At 66.0% G+C, this 17193-nt stretch carries 15 protein-coding genes; 6 read left to right on the plus strand and 9 right to left on the minus strand.

Annotated elements, in window-relative coordinates; translation table 11 throughout:
- Positions 1-153: 153 nt before the first annotated feature.
- The gene (gene gap, locus KDW96_RS18765; RefSeq protein ID WP_255837734.1) at positions 154-1152 is read right to left on the minus strand and encodes a type I glyceraldehyde-3-phosphate dehydrogenase; all 999 of its coding nucleotides are present in this window, start codon (positions 1150-1152) and stop codon (positions 154-156) included.
- Between the two features lie 89 nt (positions 1153-1241).
- Positions 1242-1916, minus strand: a complete 675-nt coding sequence (locus KDW96_RS18770; RefSeq protein ID WP_255837735.1) for a COG3650 family protein — start codon at positions 1914-1916, stop codon at positions 1242-1244.
- A gap of 66 nt (positions 1917-1982) precedes the next feature.
- Between KDW96_RS18770 and KDW96_RS18775 the strand changes: the two genes are divergently transcribed.
- Positions 1983-2390, plus strand: a complete 408-nt coding sequence (locus KDW96_RS18775; protein ID WP_255837736.1) for a DUF488 domain-containing protein — start codon at positions 1983-1985, stop codon at positions 2388-2390.
- Between the two features lie 12 nt (positions 2391-2402).
- Here the strand turns inward: KDW96_RS18775 and KDW96_RS18780 are convergent, their stop codons facing one another.
- The 3 genes from KDW96_RS18780 to KDW96_RS18790 all read right to left on the minus strand — a co-directional run bounded on the left by KDW96_RS18780 (position 2403) and on the right by KDW96_RS18790 (position 5388).
- Positions 2403-3014, minus strand: a complete 612-nt coding sequence (locus KDW96_RS18780) for a LysE family translocator (protein ID WP_255837737.1) — start codon at positions 3012-3014, stop codon at positions 2403-2405.
- Between the two features lie 194 nt (positions 3015-3208).
- The gene (locus KDW96_RS18785) at positions 3209-4540 is read right to left on the minus strand and encodes an OprD family porin (protein ID WP_255837738.1); all 1332 of its coding nucleotides are present in this window, start codon (positions 4538-4540) and stop codon (positions 3209-3211) included.
- Positions 4541-4818: 278 nt separating this feature from the next.
- Complete coding sequence (locus tag KDW96_RS18790) at positions 4819-5388, minus strand: PadR family transcriptional regulator (RefSeq protein WP_255837740.1); 570 nt, start codon at positions 5386-5388, stop codon at positions 4819-4821.
- Between the two features lie 118 nt (positions 5389-5506).
- On the opposite strand from KDW96_RS18790, the gene KDW96_RS18795 reads away from it, so the two are divergent.
- Positions 5507-7156: a phytoene desaturase family protein gene (locus KDW96_RS18795; RefSeq protein WP_255837741.1), complete on the plus strand. Its 1650-nt coding sequence runs from the start codon at positions 5507-5509 to the stop codon at positions 7154-7156.
- 12 nt (positions 7157-7168) lie between these two features.
- On the opposite strand, the gene KDW96_RS18800 is transcribed toward KDW96_RS18795, so the two are convergent.
- The 4 genes from KDW96_RS18800 to KDW96_RS18815 form a co-directional block, all read right to left on the minus strand.
- The gene (locus KDW96_RS18800) at positions 7169-8779 is read right to left on the minus strand and encodes an FMN-binding glutamate synthase family protein (protein WP_255837742.1); all 1611 of its coding nucleotides are present in this window, start codon (positions 8777-8779) and stop codon (positions 7169-7171) included.
- A 113-nt stretch (positions 8780-8892) separates the two neighbouring features.
- Positions 8893-9966, minus strand: coding sequence for an alpha/beta hydrolase family protein (locus KDW96_RS18805; RefSeq protein WP_255837743.1), 1074 nt, complete (start codon positions 9964-9966; stop codon positions 8893-8895).
- 162 nt (positions 9967-10128) lie between these two features.
- Positions 10129-11202 (minus strand): alpha/beta hydrolase family protein, encoded by a 1074-nt coding sequence (locus KDW96_RS18810; RefSeq protein WP_255837744.1) that lies wholly within the window; start codon positions 11200-11202, stop codon positions 10129-10131.
- Between the two features lie 106 nt (positions 11203-11308).
- Positions 11309-13939 (minus strand): CHASE domain-containing protein, encoded by a 2631-nt coding sequence (locus KDW96_RS18815; protein WP_255837745.1) that lies wholly within the window; start codon positions 13937-13939, stop codon positions 11309-11311.
- A 458-nt stretch (positions 13940-14397) separates the two neighbouring features.
- Between KDW96_RS18815 and KDW96_RS18820 the strand changes: the two genes are divergently transcribed.
- The 4 genes from KDW96_RS18820 (at position 14398) to KDW96_RS18835 (ending at position 16916) form a co-directional block, all read left to right on the plus strand.
- On the plus strand, positions 14398-15519 hold the full coding sequence (locus KDW96_RS18820; RefSeq protein ID WP_255837746.1) for a beta-ketoacyl-ACP synthase III: 1122 nt from the start codon (positions 14398-14400) through the stop codon (positions 15517-15519).
- On the plus strand, positions 15519-16130 hold the full coding sequence (locus KDW96_RS18825) for an RNA polymerase sigma factor (protein WP_255837747.1): 612 nt from the start codon (positions 15519-15521) through the stop codon (positions 16128-16130). Before KDW96_RS18820 ends, KDW96_RS18825 begins: the two co-directional genes overlap by 1 nt.
- On the plus strand, positions 16124-16357 hold the full coding sequence (locus tag KDW96_RS18830; RefSeq protein ID WP_255837748.1) for an anti-sigma factor family protein: 234 nt from the start codon (positions 16124-16126) through the stop codon (positions 16355-16357). Before KDW96_RS18825 ends, KDW96_RS18830 begins: the two co-directional genes overlap by 7 nt.
- 115 nt (positions 16358-16472) lie before the next feature.
- Entirely contained in the window at positions 16473-16916 is a 444-nt protein-coding gene (locus KDW96_RS18835; RefSeq protein ID WP_255837749.1) for a hypothetical protein, read from the plus strand.
- The last annotated feature ends 277 nt before the right edge of the window (positions 16917-17193 follow it).

Here is a 17193-nt window from a genome sequence, read left to right on the forward strand (position 1 = left end):
CGACGCGGCCGTCGCCGGAGTGCCTGGGGCTTGCGGGCGATTCAGGCTCATTGCTGGCGGTGCGCGTGGCGCACCCTACGGTTCAGTTGCAGTAGGGTGCGCCGCGCGCACCGCGGGCTCTTGAGTGAGGGTGGCCAAGGCGCAGCCTGTGGGTCAGGGTTTCAGCCAGGCCAGCAGCACGTCGAGCATGCGGTTGGCGAAGGCCCATTCGTTGTCGTACCAGGCCAGCACCTTGACCAGCTCGCCCTGCACCCGGGTGTGGTTGAGGTCGACCACGCAGGACACCGGGTAGGCGCGAAAGTCGCTGGATACCAGGGGCAGCGCGTTGCACTCCATCACCCCCGCCGGCAGGGCCTGGGCACCCTGCTCCAGGGCCGCGTTGATCGCCTCGCGGCTGGCCGGGCGCTCGGCGCTGAAGGTCAGGTCGAGCAGCGACACGCTGGCGGTCGGCACCCGTACCGAGAGGCCGTCCAGGCGCCCGGCCAGCTCCGGCAGGATCAGACCGATGGTCTTGGCCGCGCCGGTGCTGGTGGGAATCATCGACAGCGCGGCGGCGCGGGCGCGGTAGAGGTCGTGGTGGGGTTTGTCGAGCAGGTTCTGGTCGTTGGTGTAGGCGTGCACGGTGTTGATCAGGCCCTGGCGGATGCCCACGGCCTGGTGCAGGACCATGGCCAGGGGCGCCAGGCAGTTGGTGGTGCAGGAGGCGTTGGAGACGATTTTCTGGCTGCCCAGCCGCTGGTGATTGACGCCGTAGACCACGCTCAGGTCGGCGTCCTCCAGCGGGTGGGAGAGCAGTACCCGCGGCGCGCCGGCGGTCAGGTGCTGTTCGACCTGGGCGCGCTGCTTGAAGTGGCCGGAGCACTCCAGCACCAGGTCGATGCCCAGGTGGTCCCAGGGCAGCTCCACCGCCTCCGGTTCGCGCAGCAGGTGCACCACCTGGCCGTTCACCTGCATGTCGCCCTGGTGCAGGCCGACGTGGCCGGGAAAGCGGCCGAAGGTCGAGTCGAAGCCGGTCAGGTGGACCAGGGTGGGGTGATCGCCGAGGTCGTTGATCGCTACCAGGTGAATCCGTTGCTCCAGTCCCCGCTCGAACAGCGCGCGCAGCACGGCGCGTCCGATGCGTCCATATCCGTTGATTGCCACTCGCAACATAGCTGCCTCCCGTCTGCCGTATAGCCTTCAGCTTAGGAGAGGGTGGCGGCGTTACCGGGCCAATCTGTGTGGGGCTGTAACCGCTCGCCTCAGTCGCTGCGCGCACCGCCATAGTAGCCGCAGCCGCGCAGTACTTCGCCGTTCAGGCGCAGCTCGGCCATCAGGTGCTGCACCGCGCCGCTCATGGGGTCGACGCAGCGCTGCGGCGCGACCCACAGCTCCAGGCGCTGGCCATTGGCTTCGCTGCTCAGATTGAGGCGGCCTTCGGGCAGCTGCTCCTCGAGGAAGGGCAGGGCCAGGGGCTGCTGGCCCTGGCGTTCGAGCACCAGGCCGCGACCACCGACCGTCACGCTCCAGCCCGGCTCCTGGCCGCTGGCATGCAGGGTGGTGCGCTTGAAGTTGGGATCGTCGCAGCCCCAGCCTTGGTGCTGCAGGCGATACACCCGCTCGAGCTTCAGCTGGCCGTCGACGCCGCTCTGCGGGCTCGCCGCCAGTCTGCCGCGCACATCGGCGAACAGCGGGCCGGGGCCGCCGGCGAGCAGCTCGGCGGTCTCGCCCATGATGTCGGTGGCGCCGGCATCGTCGATCACGAAGCGGCGCTGCTCCTGGCAGGGTTGGAACAGCAGCTGGCCGTCAGCCTGGCTGAGCTGGCCCTGCAGGCGGACCTGCTCGGCGCTGGCGGCGTCGCTCGGCTGGTCCTTGAACACCTGGCAACTGGCGAACAGCGGCAACAGGGCAAACACTAGGGTACGGCTGGCGGACATCGGGGCTCTCCTGGCAAGAGGCGCCACGTTACCCAGGCCGTTGGACGATCACAAGGGAGGGCGCCGATGATCCAGTGCAAGCGGGTGTACGAGGGCGTTGACGCGGCGGACGGCCGGCGCGTGCTGGTCGACCACCTGTGGCCGCGCGGCTGCAGCAAGGCTGCGCTGCAACTGCATGACTGGCTGCGCGAGGTGGCGCCGTCCGCTGCGCTGCGCCAGCAGTTCCATAAGCGGCCGCAGGCGTTCGCCGAGTTTCGTGAGGCCTATCGGCGTGAGCTGGCCGGCCATCCCGAGCATTGGCAGGGCCTGCTGGAGCTCGCCGGGCAGGGCACCCTGACCCTGCTGTTCGCCGCTCGCGACGGCGCGCACAACAACGCCCGGGTGCTGGCGGAGTTTCTCGAGGAGGAGCTGGACCGCCGTGGCGCGCCCAGCTCGCCGGTGTGTTATGCCGGCGAGGAGGGCAGTGGAGGCTGACGGCGATCAGGGTCAGCGGGTCAGTGGCAGCGCCGCGCCCATCGCCGCGAACAGCCCGCCGCAGCAGCGGTTGAAGCCCTTGCCGCTGCGCTGCAGCCATGGCCGGATGTGATGTGCCGCGCGGGCCAGGAGGAACTCCGCCAATGCCTCGACCACGGCGAAGGTCAGGGCCATCACGGCGAACTGCAGCAGCAGGTCGCCCTGGGGATCGAGAAACTGCGGCAGGAAGGCACCGAAGAACAGGATCACCTTGGGGTTGGACAGCGCGGACAGCAGGCCCTGGCGAAACAGGGTGGCCCCGGGCTTGTCGGTGGCCCGCACGGCAGCGTCGAGCTGCAACGGCGGTGCACGCCAGAGCTGGAAACCGAGCCAGACCAGGTAGCCGCCACCGATCCACTTGAGTATGACCAGGGCGTTGGCCGAGGCCTGCAGCAGTGCGCCGATGCCGAACATCGACAGGGCCATCAGCAGGGCGAAGCCGATCACACCCCCAGCCGTGGTCCACAGGGCCTTCTTGTAGCCGTAGAGGGTGCCGTGGGTCAGCACCAACAAGCTGTTGGGGCCGGGCGTCAGGACCAGGCCGATGACGGCGGTGAGGTAGAGCAGCCAGGTGTGCAGGGCCATGGGGCGAATCCGTTTAGGTGAAGCGGATGGTGGGTGTCGCGCTCTTTGTATGCTTCGCCCTGCGACCCGTCAAGCCGGCTGGGGCGCAACCGTCACTGGCCAAGGGCCGAGAAGGAAAAAGCCGGGCTGCATTGCTGCAGCCCGGCAGTTGCGTGACCCACATGCAGCCCCCTCGATCGTGCGCAGTGTTGGGGTCAGAGAACGCCCAGCGGGTACTCGACGATAAAGCGTACCTCGTCGACATCGCCGTCGATCTGATTGGCCGAGCCTCTGTGCGTTGCCTGGCGAACACGGAACGAAAGGTCCTTGGCGGCGCCGTCCTGCACCACGTACTTGGCTTCCAGATCGCGCTCCCAGTGTTTCTCGTTGGTCGCCGCGGCGTTGAAGAAACCGCTGAGCGGGTCGGCGTCTGTGCTGTCGATGTTGTCGCCACGGATATAGCGGGCCATCAGGCTCAGGCCCGGCACGCCATACTCGGCCATGTTCAGGTCGTAGCGCAGTTGCCAGGACTCCTCGCGCGGGGCGTTGAAGTCGGAGTACTGCACCGAGTTGGCCAGGTAGATGGCGTTGAAGCCGATGTAGTCGAAGCCATCGTTGCCGTTGACCTTCTGAAAGCCCAAGGTCAGCGCGTGGGCGCCCATGGCGTATTTGGACGCCAGCGACCAGGTGGTGTTTTCGATGGCCCCGACCAGCGCCTTGCCCTCATCGAGGGTGCGATAGATGTTGAAGTCGAAGTTCAGCGAGCGCGCGTCGCCGAGCGGCAGGGTGTAGTTGGCATTGCCGTAATAACGCCGCCAGGTGTCTTCCACTTCCGAGGCGAACAGGCTCAGGTTCAAGGCATCGGTTGCCGTGAAAGTACCGCCGGCCCAGTCCACCGTGTTGCCGACATTTCCCGCGTATTGAATCTGCAGGCCACCGTCGGAGTTGGTGCTGCCGAACTCGTTCATTGCGGTGATATGGCCGGCGTCGATATTCAGGGAGTCGACTTCATCGCTGTTGAGGAAGATACCCGTTGCGGTCTGCGGCAGCAGTCGCGCATCGCCGGTTGCCACCATTGGGTTCTCGACGCGCTTCTCACCCACTTTCAGGGTGGTGTTGGACAGGCGCACTTTCACCACGCCGCCCACCTCGCTGTAGTCATCGCTCGGCCTGCCGTCGCTGCCGACCGGCAACAAGGCGGTCCCGGTGCGGCCGCCGCCGCTGTCGAGCTTGATACCGAGATGGCCGTAGGCGTCCACACCGAAGCCGACGGTGCCCTGGGTAAAGCCGGACTCGTAGACCGCCATGATGCCGTGGGCCGCTTCCTCACGGTAACCATTCTCACGACCGGGTTTGGCGCCATTGGTGCCCGCGCTATTGAAGCCGCCATTACGGAAGTCACGGTTGAAATAGAAAGTACGATTCAGGATGTTGAAAGTGCTTTCTTCGATAAAGCCCTTTGATTCGCTCTGCTGACTGGCAGCGGCCATTTGCAACGAGGCTGCCGATACCGCCAGCGCCACGATACTGAGGGTGATGGTGCGCATTGGAACTTCCTCTTGATGGACTCGGAGGTTGTTATGTGATGTGCCAATACCTGCACGTCTAGGCTGACCACTTAGAGCGTAGCCTTCGAAAGTAAAGCGACAAGTTTGTCCGATAAGTGGATGTTTTTTGGTGGGTTAGTTCGTGGGTGTAGGACTGTTACGTTTGAAGTTGTGCTGAAGTACAAGGTGCCGTTACTTTGCTAGTACTGATGGGCTGGTGATAGTTCTAGCCGCATTAACTTGGGCGCAAGCAGACGGACTCATTTCAGCCTTTATGGCTATTTGCCGACTGGTTTCTCGCTCGACTGGTCGGCGCGTGCCGCCAGTTCCGCATCGACCTCGTCGGCCCAGGCCAGCCAGGCCTGTTCGCCGAGAATGCCGCGGCGCAGGGTCAGGTAGGGCAGGCGCTGGCGGGCCTGTTCGGCGGCATCCAGCGCCAGGTATTGGCGTTGGATGTCCAGCAGGCTGGCGAGGGTCGCCTGGTGGGTGGTGCGGTGGCGGGCCATCTCCGCGCGCAGATCGTCCGGCTCGGCCAGGGCGCCGGCGAACAGCTTGACCAGCAGGGCATCGTTGATCTTGTTCGGCGCCGCCGGCTGGCCCAGCCAGCGCCTGAGCTCGGCGCGGCCGCTGGGGCTGATGCTGTAGACCTTCTTGTCCGGCTTGTCGCTCTGGGCCTGCTCGGCGCAGTGCAGCCAGCCCTCGTCGCTGAGCCGGCGCAGCTCCTGGTAGACCTGCTGGTGCTTGGCGTTCCAGAAGTAGCCGAGCGACTCCTTGAAGTGGCGGACGATGTCGTAACCGCTGGCCGGTTCGGTTTCCAGCAGGGTGAGGATGGCGTGGCGCAGGGACATGGAGCAACCAGAGCGGACGAGGTGGGGCGATTGTAAGGGCATATGCAAAAAGTTGCATTTGCCGCGCGGCTGGATTATCTATGCAAATACTTGCATAACAAAACACCCCGGAGCCCCCATGAAACGCACAGGCACCCGCTTTCGTTCGCACAAGGCCCTTTCCCATTACGACGTGATCGTCATCGGCTCCGGTATCGGCGGCCTGTGCACCGCCGCCCTGCTGGCCAAGGCCGGCAAGAAGGTCTGCGTGCTGGAGCAGCACTACACCGCCGGCGGCTACACCCATGTCTACGAACGCGAGGGCTACGAGTGGGACGTGGGCGTGCATTACATCGGTGAGGTGCACAAGCCCTGGTCGATGATCCGCCGGGTGTTCGACGTGATCAGCGACGGCCAGCTCAAGTGGGCGCCGATGGATGCCCACTACGACCATATCGTCATCGGCGAGCAGCCGTTCCGCTACCTGGCCGGGCGCGAGGCGTTCAAAACGGAGATCAAGCGGCACTTCCCCGAGGAAGCCGCGGCCATCGACCGCTATGTGGAACTGATCAGCGAGGTCAGCCAGAGGATTCCGCGCTTCTTCGCCGGCCAGGCCCTGCCGCGCACCCTCGGCGTGCTGTACAACCGGCTGCGCCGGCGGCTGTTTCCCGACTACTTCTTCCAGAGCACCCGCCAGGTGCTGGAGGGACTGACCGGCAACCAGCAGCTGATCGGCGTGCTCACCGCCCAGTGGGGCGACTACGGCCTGCCGCCGGCGCAGGCGGCGTTCATGATGCACGCCATGGTCGCCAAGCATTACATCACCGGTGGCAACTACCCGGTGGGCGGCTCGGTGCGCATCGCCGAGACCATCATTCCGGTAATCGAGGCGGCCGGTGGCCACGTGTTCACCTACGCCGGGGTCGAGCAGGTGCTGGTCGAAAACAACCGCGCCTGTGGCGTGCGCCTGGTCAAGGACGGCCACCAGATCAGCGCCGACCAGGTGGTCAGCTGCGCCGGGCTGCTGCCGACCTACCAGCGCCTTCTGCCGGCCGAGGTGGTCGAGCGCCATGGCCTGCTCAAGGGCCTCGAGCGGGTCAAGCCCTCGGCTTCGCACGTTTGCCTGTATGCCGGCTTCAAGGGCGACGCCGCCAGCCTCGGCATTCCCAAGACCAATTACTGGCTGTATCCGGAGTTCGATCACGACCTCAGCGTCAAGCGCTTCATGGATTCGCCGGGCCTGGATTTCCCGATGATCTACATCTCCTTCCCCTCGGCCAAGGACCCGGACTGGGCGCGCCGCTATCCCGGCAAGTCGACGGTGGAGATCGTCGCGCCGAGCTTCCCGCAGTGGTTCGAGCAGTGGAAGGGCAGCACCTGGAACAAGCGCGGCGAGGACTACGAGGCGTTCAAGGCGCGGATCACCGAGGTGCTGCTGGAGGCGCTGTACAAGCACCAGCCGCAGCTGCGCGGGGCCCTGGACTACTGCGAGCTGTCGACGCCGTTGTCCACCGAGTGGTTCCAGTGGAACGAGGCCGGCGAGATCTACGGCCTCGAACACACGGTGGCGCGCTTCGAGCAGCACGGGATCCACCCGCAGACGCCGATCAAGGGCTTCTACCTGACCGGCTCGGACGTGGTCACCGCCGGGGTCGGCGGTGCGCTGATGGGCGGCGTGCTGACCGCCACGCGCCTGCTCGGCTGGCGCGCCTACAAGGTCAAGCAGCTGATCGACGGAGCCTACCGGCCCGAAGTGCAGGACGGGCGGCTGGCCGATTCGCCCGGTTGATGCGCCGCTGAATCAGGCCTGCGCCGCCTCGAAGCTGTCGGCCCGGGCCATCTGCCACATGCGCGCGTAGAAATCGCTGGCGATGGGGCCTTCGAGCAGCTCGCCAGGCTTGAGGAACTGGTGCTGCTGGGCGAACAGCTTGATCTCGGTGGCCGACATGCGCCGCACCAGGTGCCTGGCGTCCAGTTGGTCGGGGTGTTCCAGGCCGGCGGCGGCGAGCATCTCGGCCAGCGCCTCGAGGGTGTTGCGGTGGAAGTTGTGCACCCGCTGGGCCTTGTCCTCGACCACCAGGGCGCGCTGGCGCAGCGGGTCCTGGGTGGCCACCCCGGTCGGGCACTTGTTGGTGTGGCAGCTCTGGCTCTGGATGCAGCCGATGGCGAACATGAAGCCGCGGGCGGCGTTGGCCCAGTCGGCGCCTATGGCCAGTACGCAGGCGATGTCGAAGGCGCTGACGATCTTGCCGCTGGCGCCGAGCCTGATCTGGTCGCGCAGGTTCAGGCCGACCAGGGTGTTGTGCACGAACAGCAGGCCCTCGCGCATGGGCACCCCGAGGTGGTCGGTGAACTCCAGGGGCGCGGCGCCGGTGCCACCCTCGGTGCCGTCGATGACGATGAAGTCGGGCAGGATGCCGCTTTCCAGCATGGCCTTGGCGATGCCCATGAACTCCCAGGGATGGCCGAGGCACAGCTTGAAGCCAACCGGCTTGCCATCGGACAGCTCGCGTAGCTGGGCTATGAACTGCAGCAGCTCGAGGGGGGAGGAGAAGGTGCTGTGGCGCGACGGCGACACGCAGTCCTGGCCCATGGGCACGCCACGGGTGGCGGAGATCTCGGCGGTGATCTTGTGCTTGGGCAGGATGCCGCCGTGGCCGGGTTTGGCGCCCTGGCTGAGCTTGATCTCGATCATCTTGACCTGGGGGCTGGCGGCCTGTTCGGCGAAGCGCTGCGGGTCGAAGCGCCCCTCGCTGTCGCGGCAGCCGAAGTAGCCGCTGCCGATCTCCCAGATCAGGTCGCCACCGTGTTCGCGGTGATGGGGGCTGATGCTGCCTTCGCCGGTGTCGTGGGCGAAGTCGCCGAGCCTGGCGCCTTTGTTCAGCGCCTTTATCGCGTTGCCGCTGAGCGAGCCGAAGCTCATCGCCGAGATGTTGAACAGCGAGGCGCTGTAGGGCTGGCGGCACTGCGGCCCGCCGATGCTGACGCGGAAGCTCGCCGGGTCGGCCAGGGGCGCCGGGCGCATGGAATGGCTGATGAACTCGTAGCCGTTCTGGTAGACATCCAGCAGGGTGCCGAAGGCCTTGCCGGCGCCCTCGTTCTTCGCCCGGGCGTAGACCAGCGAGCGCTGGGCGCGGGAGAACGGCAGCTTGTCGCCGTCGCCTTCCAGCAGGTACTGGCGGATTTCCGGGCGAATGCCTTCGACCAGGTAGCGGATGTTGCCGAGGATCGGGTAGTTGCGCCGCACCGCCTGGCGGGTCTGCAGCAGGTCGCCGATGCCGATCAGGCTGAGGGCCGCGGTCAGCAGGAGGACGGGCCATAGCCAGGTCTGGTCGAGAAAGGCCAGGCCGATCAGGGTGGACAGCAGGCAGGCGGCGAAGAAGGCGTAACGGCTGAGCAGCGACAGCGACATGCGAGCTCCGGGAGCGGGCGGGGACTGCTCAATGTAGACGCCGGCAGGGGACTTAGTCGATGTCCAAATGCAAGCAGGCCGCCCCGCCCCAGGGACGGCCTGCAAGGCCCTACTTAGCGGGCATACAGCTTGAAGCTGTCGTCCCAGGGTTCCTTGGTGGTGCCGCCCAGGTCATGCACCAGCTTCTGGGTGCCGTTCATCAGGGTGGTGATGCGGCTGTCGGGGGTGCTGGCCGAGGCGGCCTGGTTGCTGGTGCCGGTGATCAGCGGCGGGTTGGAGGCGAACGACCAGAGGTAGTGCCAGACCGCGGCGTTGTGCTTCTGGGTCTGCTGGGTGCTGTTGAAGTAGCCGGTCTTGACTTCGCTGAAGGCGGTCATGTTCATCAGGCCGGTGTTGTTGTCGCCGACGAAGATGGTGCTGGTGACGGCCGAGGTGCGGTAGGCCTCGAAGATCACGCCCTTGGTCTTCAACTCGCTGACGTAGGTGCGGCACACCTCGCCGGTCCACTTGTTGCCCAGGTAGCTCTTGCCCTGATTGGAGTAGAAGGGGTCGAGCAGGGCCACGCGCTTGGGCAGCAGCTTGCTGTTGACGGTGCCGGCGGTGACCGCATCGCTGATCTTCTTGGTCAGGACGATGGCCAGCTGGTTGCCCAGGGAGTGGCCGAGCAGGCGGATGCCGCTGCCGTTGTAGCCGGCCAGGTTGTCCTTGTAGCTCTGGAACAGCAGGTCGCCGGCCGACTGCGACGGGCCGCTGGCGTAGGCGCCGCTGGCGTTGCGCCAGCGCATGGCGCGCGGCCCCGTGGCGGTCCAGATCTTCGCCTCGGCGTCCTTGACCTCGCCCTCGTCGGCGAACTGGTTCCAGTACAGCACGCCGACGTTGTAGCCGGCCGTCAGCCAGGCGTGAGCCAGGTCCAGGTTGGGTCCACCGGCATCCAGACGATTGAAGGTCTCGCGGTTCTTGTTGACGCTGGAGCCGTTCTGCCAGCCGTGGATGTAGATCACGGTGGGCTTGGTCGAGCTGTAATAGGCGTTGGTGTAGCCCGGCTGGGCCTTCTGCCAGCTGTCGCCGTAGCCGAACCAGTACAGACCGTAATCCAGGTTGTTGAAGGTGCTGTCGGGGAACACGCCGGTGGCGGCCTCGGCCAGGGAGGTGAGTGTCAGGAGAAACAGCAGGACAAGCTTGCGCATGGAGCGGACCCTCTATTTGTTGTTGTGTGGGGTAGGCTGAGCTTATCCCTGGCAGGGATGGCCGCCATCGCCCGGACGGGTGAGGGGCGGGTGAGGGACGCGGCAGAAAGCAGTGGGCGCCGCCCCCTCTATCTGGGGGGGCGGCGCAGGAGGGGCAGGCGCTTAGCGGGCGTACAGCTTGAAATTGTCGTCCGAGGGTTCCTTGGTATAGACGCCCTGGTCATGCACCAGCCGCTGGGTGCCGTTCATCAGGGTGGCGATACGGCTGTCGGAGGTCTTCGCCGAGGCGGCCTGGTTGCTGCTGCCGCTGATCAGCGGCGGGTTGGAGGCGAACGACCAGAGGTAGTGCCAGACCGCGGCGTTGTGCTTCTCGGCCACCTGCACGCTGTTGAAGTACCAGGGCTTGAGTTCGCTGAAGGCGGTCATGTTCATCAGCCCGGTATTCTTGTCGCCGACGAAGAGGGTGCTGGTGACGGCCGAGCTGCGGTAGGCCTCGAAGATCACGCCCTTGGTCTTCAGTTCGCTGACGTAGCTGCGGCTCACCTCGCCGGTCCACTTGTTGCCCAGGTAGCTCTTGGCGTAGTTGGAGTAGAAGGGGTCGAGCAGGGCCACGCGCTTGGGCAGCAGCTTGCTGCTGACGCTGCCGGCGCTGACCGCATCGCTGATCTTCTTGGTCAGGACGATGGCCAGCTGGTTGCCCAGGGAGTGGCCGAGCAGGCGGATGTTGTTGCCGTTGTAGCCGGCCAGGTTGTCCTTGTAGCTCTGGAACAGCAGGTCGCCGACCGACTTGGACGGACCGTTGCTGTAGACGTTGCTGGAATTGCGCCAGCGCATGGCGCGCGGGCCCGTGGCGGTCCAGATCTTCGCCTCGGCGTCTTTCACCTCGCCCTCGTCGGCGAACTGGTTCCAGTACAGCACCCCGACGTTGTAGCCGGCCGTGAGCCACGCATGGGCCAGGTCCAGGTTCGGCCCGCCGGCATCCAGGCGATTGAAGGTCTCGCGGTTTTTCTTCGCGCTGGAGCCGTTCTGCCAGCCGTGGATGTAGATAACGGTGGGCTTGCTCGAGCTGTAATAGGCGTTGCTGTAGCCGGGCTGGGCCTTCTGCCAGCTGTCGCCGTAGCCGAACCAGTACAGGCCGTAATCCAGGTTGTTGAAGGTGCTGTCGGGGAACACGCCGGTGGCGGCCTCGGCCAGGGAGGTGAGTGTCAGGAGAAACAGCAGGACGAGCTTGCGCATGGAACGGACCCTCTATTGTTGTTGTGTGGGGTCGTTCGAGCTTAACGGCCGTCTCGATTCCAGCCATCGCCCGGACGGGTGAAGGCGGCTGGCGGGCGTCGATGGCTCAGGTGTCGGCCAGCGGCAGGGTGAAGTAGAAAGTGCTGCCCTGGCCCACCACGCTGCTGTAATCGATCTGCCCGTGCATGCGCTCGATCAGCGTCTTGCAGATGCTCAGGCCCAGGCCGGTGCCGCCGCGCCGACGACTGTCGGAGGCATCGGCCTGGGCGAATTTCTGGAAGATGCGCTCGCGAAACTCCTCGGCGATGCCGGGGCCGTAGTCGCGCACTTGGACCCTGACCTGCTGGTCGACCAGCTGGGCGGAAATTTCCACCCGGCCCAGGGGATCGGAGAACTTCACCGCATTGGCGATCAGGTTGCTGAGCACCTGTTGCAGGCGCAGGCCGTCGACCTGCACCGGCACCTGGGCGGGCAGGGCGCTGTCGTCCAGGCTGAGGCTGACCTGGAAGCCGTCGGCATAGCCCTGGTTGTGCGCCAGCGCCTCGTGCAGCAGCGGGCGCAGATCGGTGCGGCTGAGCTGGAGGCGGGTGTGGCCGAACTCGAGCTTCTCGATGTCGAGAATGTCATTGACCAGGCTGACCAGGCGCTCTGAGTTGCTCTGGGCAATGCTCACCAGCTGGTGGGCTTGCTCGCTGAGCGGGCCGACCGCGCCGGCGGTGAGCAGGCCGAGCGAGCCCTTGATCGAGGTCAGCGGGGTGCGCAGCTCGTGACTGACGGTGGCGACGAATTCGCTCTTCATCCGCTCGACCTGCTTGCGCGCGCTGATATCGCGGAGCATGCAGATATACAGGCGGCGTCCCGGCAACGCATAGCTGCTCAGGCTGATTTCCAGTTCCAGCTGTTTGCCGTTGGTGTGGGTGCCGCTGACCTCGAGGGCGTTGCCCAGCTGCCCGTCCAGCCGCTCTGCGCTGCAGGGGTGCAGGCTGGGAATCAGGCTGCCGATGCGCCGGCCGACCAGCTCGCTGGTGGGGTAGCCGAACAGGCGGCTGCTGGCCGGGTTGGCACGTCCGATCAGGCCCTGTTCGTCGAAGATGAGGATGCCCTCGGCGGCGTTCTCCAGAATGGCGCTGAGCTCCAGGGTGCGCTGCCTGACCTGGTGGCGAATCTGGTCGGCGCGGCCGGTGATGGTCAGCAGGTAGCCGCCGAGCAGGCTGCACAGCAGCAGGCCGCCGGCCAGCACGGCCCAGGGCTGCAGGCCGTGGTTGCGGCGCAGGAAGGCTTCGGTCGGCGAGATCGTCAGGCGCAGCTGGCGCCCGCCGATCTCCAGTTGCTCCTGCCAGACCAGCTCCGTGGCATAGGCCGGCAAGGCGATCCCGGGCTGCCCGTAGAGCGGTTGCGCTGCGGCGTCGCTGACATCCTCCAGCTGCAGCCGGTAACTGTCGGCCGGGTAGGCCTTGAGCGCGTTCTCGATCAGGTCGGCCATGCGCACGACCGCCGCGGCATAGCCGCGCAGCTGGCGCCGGCGTTCGCTGACGCCCAGCGGCGCGAGCTCGCCGGCGTAGACCGGATGCAGCAGCAGAACCCCGAGTTGCGGCGTCTGCTTGTCCTGAACCAGGGTGATGGGCGCGGTCATCACGGTGCGGGCGCTGTCCCGGGCGCGCTCCAGGGCCTGTCGGCGCAACGGCAGGGAGGCGACATCGAAGCCGAGTGCCTTGACGTTGGCGCCGAGGGGCTCGACGTAGGTCACCGGCACGTAGGCCGGGCGTGCTCCGGCGCTGACCAACTGACCCGCGGCGTCGAACTCCGAAATGCGAAAACCCGCGAAGCCCTCGGCCGCCATCTGCGTCTCGAAGCCTTCCCGCTGTCCGGCGGTGACCAGGGCGTCCCAGCTCAGGGCGGTGATGCCCGGATAGGTGCTGGGCAGGTTGGCGACGAAGCGGGCGAAGTCCTGGCGCGACACCCCTTCCGACGAATTGAACAGGCGCTCGATGGATTGCGCGGCCTTGCCGTAGAGCTCGAAGCGGAACTTGAGCGTGGCGCTCATCAGCTTCGCCTGCTCGTGGAAACGCAGGCGCAGGTTGTTCTGCTCGGCGTCGCTGGCGCGCACGAAGATCAGCACCATGATCGCGCAGCTGATCAGCAGCGGCAGGCCCACGCCGCCCGCACGGCTGCGCCAAAGTGCACGGGGCTCGGCGAACAATATGAACATCAGCGGGGTGGCGATCAGCACGCCAACGCTGTCGCCAACCCACCAGGTCCACCAGCTGAACGGCAGTTCCTCGGCGCCGATCAGCTGGTTCAGGTAAAGCACGCCGGTGCCCATGCTGGCACTGATCAGGCAGGCCATCGGGCCGCCGAGCAGCAGCAGCAGGAAGATGCTGCGCTCGCTGGTGAGCGGGGTTGGAAAGCCGACAAAGCTGCGAATCAACCAGCTGGCCACGAGGGCCTGCAGCGAGGTGCCAAAGGCGATGCCGCTGGCCACCAGCAAGTCTTCCAGGCTCAGCTGCTCCAGGCTGCTGAAGCCGATGCTGAGATTGAGCAGGGTCGAGCCTAGGAACACCCCGGCCAGCATCGGGTAGCCCCAGATCAGCACGGCCGCCAGGGCGATGCCCACCGGCGGGAACACGGCACTGGCGAAGCCGGGGGGGATGGCCAGCATCAGCGCCAGGCGCCCGGCGACGGCATAGGCCAGGGCCAGCAGGAGGATCTTCAGCGGCAGGGGGATCGGGTACTGCATGTATTGCTGGAACTCCGGGGGCGGTTCGCCGTGGCGCGCACAGGTGGCGGCCGAGCTGGATTGACCGGCAACTCGGACGGATGTTCGTCATTGCAGGGGCATGATTCCCGGTGACATGCCCCGCGCGCAAGCTGAAATTTCCCCCGGCGGGGCCTGAAGGTGGTGGTCGCGTTGGCCGGCCGGCTACGCCTCGCTACACTTGTTCGCAGTCTTCAGGCGACCGGTCGTCATGCCTCGCCCAGGCCAATGGATGGACTACCCCGGCCGCCAGTCACTCGCTTGTTTGATCTGCGGACGAAAGCGACTTGGCTGTGGCACACTCTGCGGCTTGCAAGCGGTGCGAATCCTGCCCAGTGCGGATGTGCGGCCGCCCCCTGAATCTGCGCCCGCGGCCATCGGTGACCACGGGCTCCTGCATACCCGGCCGCCAGGTGCGGCAGCGAACATGAGGAATGAGCGTGCATAACGTCGTCATCAGCGGTACCGGCCTGTACACCCCGGCCAACAGCATTTCCAACGACGAGCTGGTGGCGTCCTTCAATGCCTATGTGCAGCAGTTCAACGCCGACAATGCCGAGGCCATCGCCCGCGGCGAGGTCGAGGCGCTGGCCGAGTCGAGCAGTGCCTTCATCGAGAAGGCTTCGGGCATCAAGAGCCGCTTCGTGGTGGATAAAGAGGGCATCCTCGACCCGGCGCGCATGGTGCCGCGCATTCCCGAGCGCGCCAACGAGCAGTGGGGCATTCTCTGCGAGATGGCGGTAGCCGCCGCCGAGCAGGCGCTGGCCCGGGCCGGCAAGACCGCCGCGGACATCGACGGGGTGATAGTCGCCTGTTCCAACCTGCAGCGCGCCTACCCGGCGGTGGCCATCGAAGTGCAGGCCGCCCTGGGCATTCAGGGCTTCGGCTACGACATGAACGTGGCCTGCAGCTCGGCGACCTTCGGTATCCAGGCTGCGGCCAACAGTGTGCAGCTCGGTCAGGCCCGGGCGGTGCTGATGGTCAACCCGGAAATCTGCACCGGCCACCTGAACTTCCGCGACCGTGACAGCCACTTCATCTTCGGCGACGCCTGCACCGCGGTGATCGTCGAGCGTGCCGACCTGGCGACCTCCGCGCATCAGTTCGACGTCGTCGGCACCAAGCTATTGACCCAGTTCTCCAACAACATCCGCAACAACTTCGGCTTCCTCAATCGCGCTGCGCAAGAGGGCGTCGGTGCCCGCGACAAGCTGTTCGTCCAGGAAGGGCGCAAGGTGTTCAAGGAGGTTTGCCCGATGGTGGCCGAGCTGATCGCCGTGCACCTGCAGGAGAACGATCTGGAGGTCGCGCAGGTCCAGCGCTTCTGGCTGCACCAGGCCAACCTCAACATGAACCTGCTGATCGCCCGCAAGCTGCTCGGTCGCGATGCCGAGCCCCATGAGGCGCCGGTGATTCTCGACACCTACGCCAACACCAGTTCGGCCGGTTCGGTGATCGCCCTGCACAAGCACCAGGACGACCTGCCCAGCGGCGCCCTGGGCGTGCTCAGCTCCTTCGGCGCGGGCTATTCGATCGGCAGCGTGATCCTGCGCAAGCGCTGATGGACTACTCGGCCGACACTGCGCTGCTCACCCGCCTGCTGGCGGGCGAGCAACAGGCCTTTCGCGAGCTGGTCGCCAGCTACCAGGGCGCCATGCGCGCGGTGGCTTACGCCATCGTCGGCAGTCGCAACGCCGATGAGGTGGTGCAGGAGGCCTGGCTGGCGGTGGTGCGCAGCCTGGATGGCTTCCAGGGGCGCTCCAGCCTGAAGACCTGGCTGTTGACGATCACCGCCAACGCAGCCAAGACGCGACTCAAGCAGAACCGTCGCGAGGTTTTGCTGGACGACCTGCCCGCGCCCCATGGCACGATCGGCGACGAGCGTTTCGCGCAGAGCGGTCACTGGCTGCTGGAGCCTTACGCCTGGCATCAGGACAGTCCGGAGGCACTGCTGAGCGAGAGCGAACTGCGTGAGTGCCTGGAGAAGACCCTGGTCAGCCTGTCCGAGTTGCAGAGCAGTGTGCTGCTGTTGCGCGAGCGCCAGGGCCTGGAACTGGAGGAGATCTGTAATCTTCTGGATGTCTCGCTCTCCAATGTCCGGGTGTTGCTGCATCGGGCGCGCTTGAAGGTTTTCGCCACGCTGGAGCATTTCGAGGAGACAGGCCAATGCTGACGTGCAAGGAACTGGTGGCAAACTCCAGCGACTTTCTGGATCGTCAGCTGAGCCTGCGACTGCGCCTGTCGATCCGCGCTCACCTGGCCATGTGTCGCAAATGCCGACGTTTCATCCGGCAGATGCGCCTCAGCCAGGCGGTGCTGCGCCAGCTGCCCGAAGGGCAGAGCGCCGAACTGGACGCCTTGGCCGCGGAGTTGGCCAGACGGCGTCGCGATATGCGCTGAACGCCTGGGTCTGTTCAGCTCCCGCCTGTTGGGCGATGATGAGCCTCAGCCACGCACGCGACGTCGCAGCCCGTGGCTATGCTTCCCGGGCCAGCTCCCGGGTCAGGTAATGCAGATGCCAAGTTTTTCATCCCATGACGATTGGTACGCCGGGCTCAAGGCGCTCTGCCTCGACGACTTTCCCAAGCACTGTCGCAACTGTGGCCGCACCTTCGCCAGCGAGGATGAGTATTTTCGCGAAACCCGGTCGATACGCCCGGAGATCACCGGTCTCAAGGGCGTCGATGACCCGGACGACGGGCCGCTGGTCGAGGTCTTCCGCAACTGCGTGTGTGGCTCCACCCTGCTGGTGTCCTGTTGTTCGCGGCGCGATGATTCGGACGCTGGGCATAGGCGCCGGGAGCTGTTCGACAAGCTGCTGAATTTTCTGGAGCTGCAGGGTCTGCCGCGCGAGCAGGCGCGCGGGGAGCTGCTGCGGCTGATGTCCGGCGAGCGCAGTCCCATGCTGGAGACGCACTACGGTCAGCTCGCGGCGCAAGCCCGCAAGCTGGGCGGCTGATCGGTCACCGCCACGCTCCCGGCCACCGACGGCGACGCGCCGCTCCTTTCTCTGGCTGGATCGGCCTGCTGCTGTGGTCCCGGTCATATCCCCCTTGATCAAGACGCCGGCAGAGCGTGGCGATGACCGCTGCGCCGTCCCGGGGCGCTAACGCCAGGGCGCGCCCGTAGTCCGCTGAACCGAAAAAGTTCCTTTGTCATCAAACATTTACATATCAGCAACGGCGCTGAAATGATTCGCCGCGAATATTCCTCCCAGCACAAACGAGCCTCAGCGC

Origin of the sequence: Pseudomonas benzenivorans (assembly GCF_024397895.1) — a bacterium.
Lineage (GTDB): Bacteria > Pseudomonadota > Gammaproteobacteria > Pseudomonadales > Pseudomonadaceae > Aquipseudomonas > Aquipseudomonas benzenivorans_A.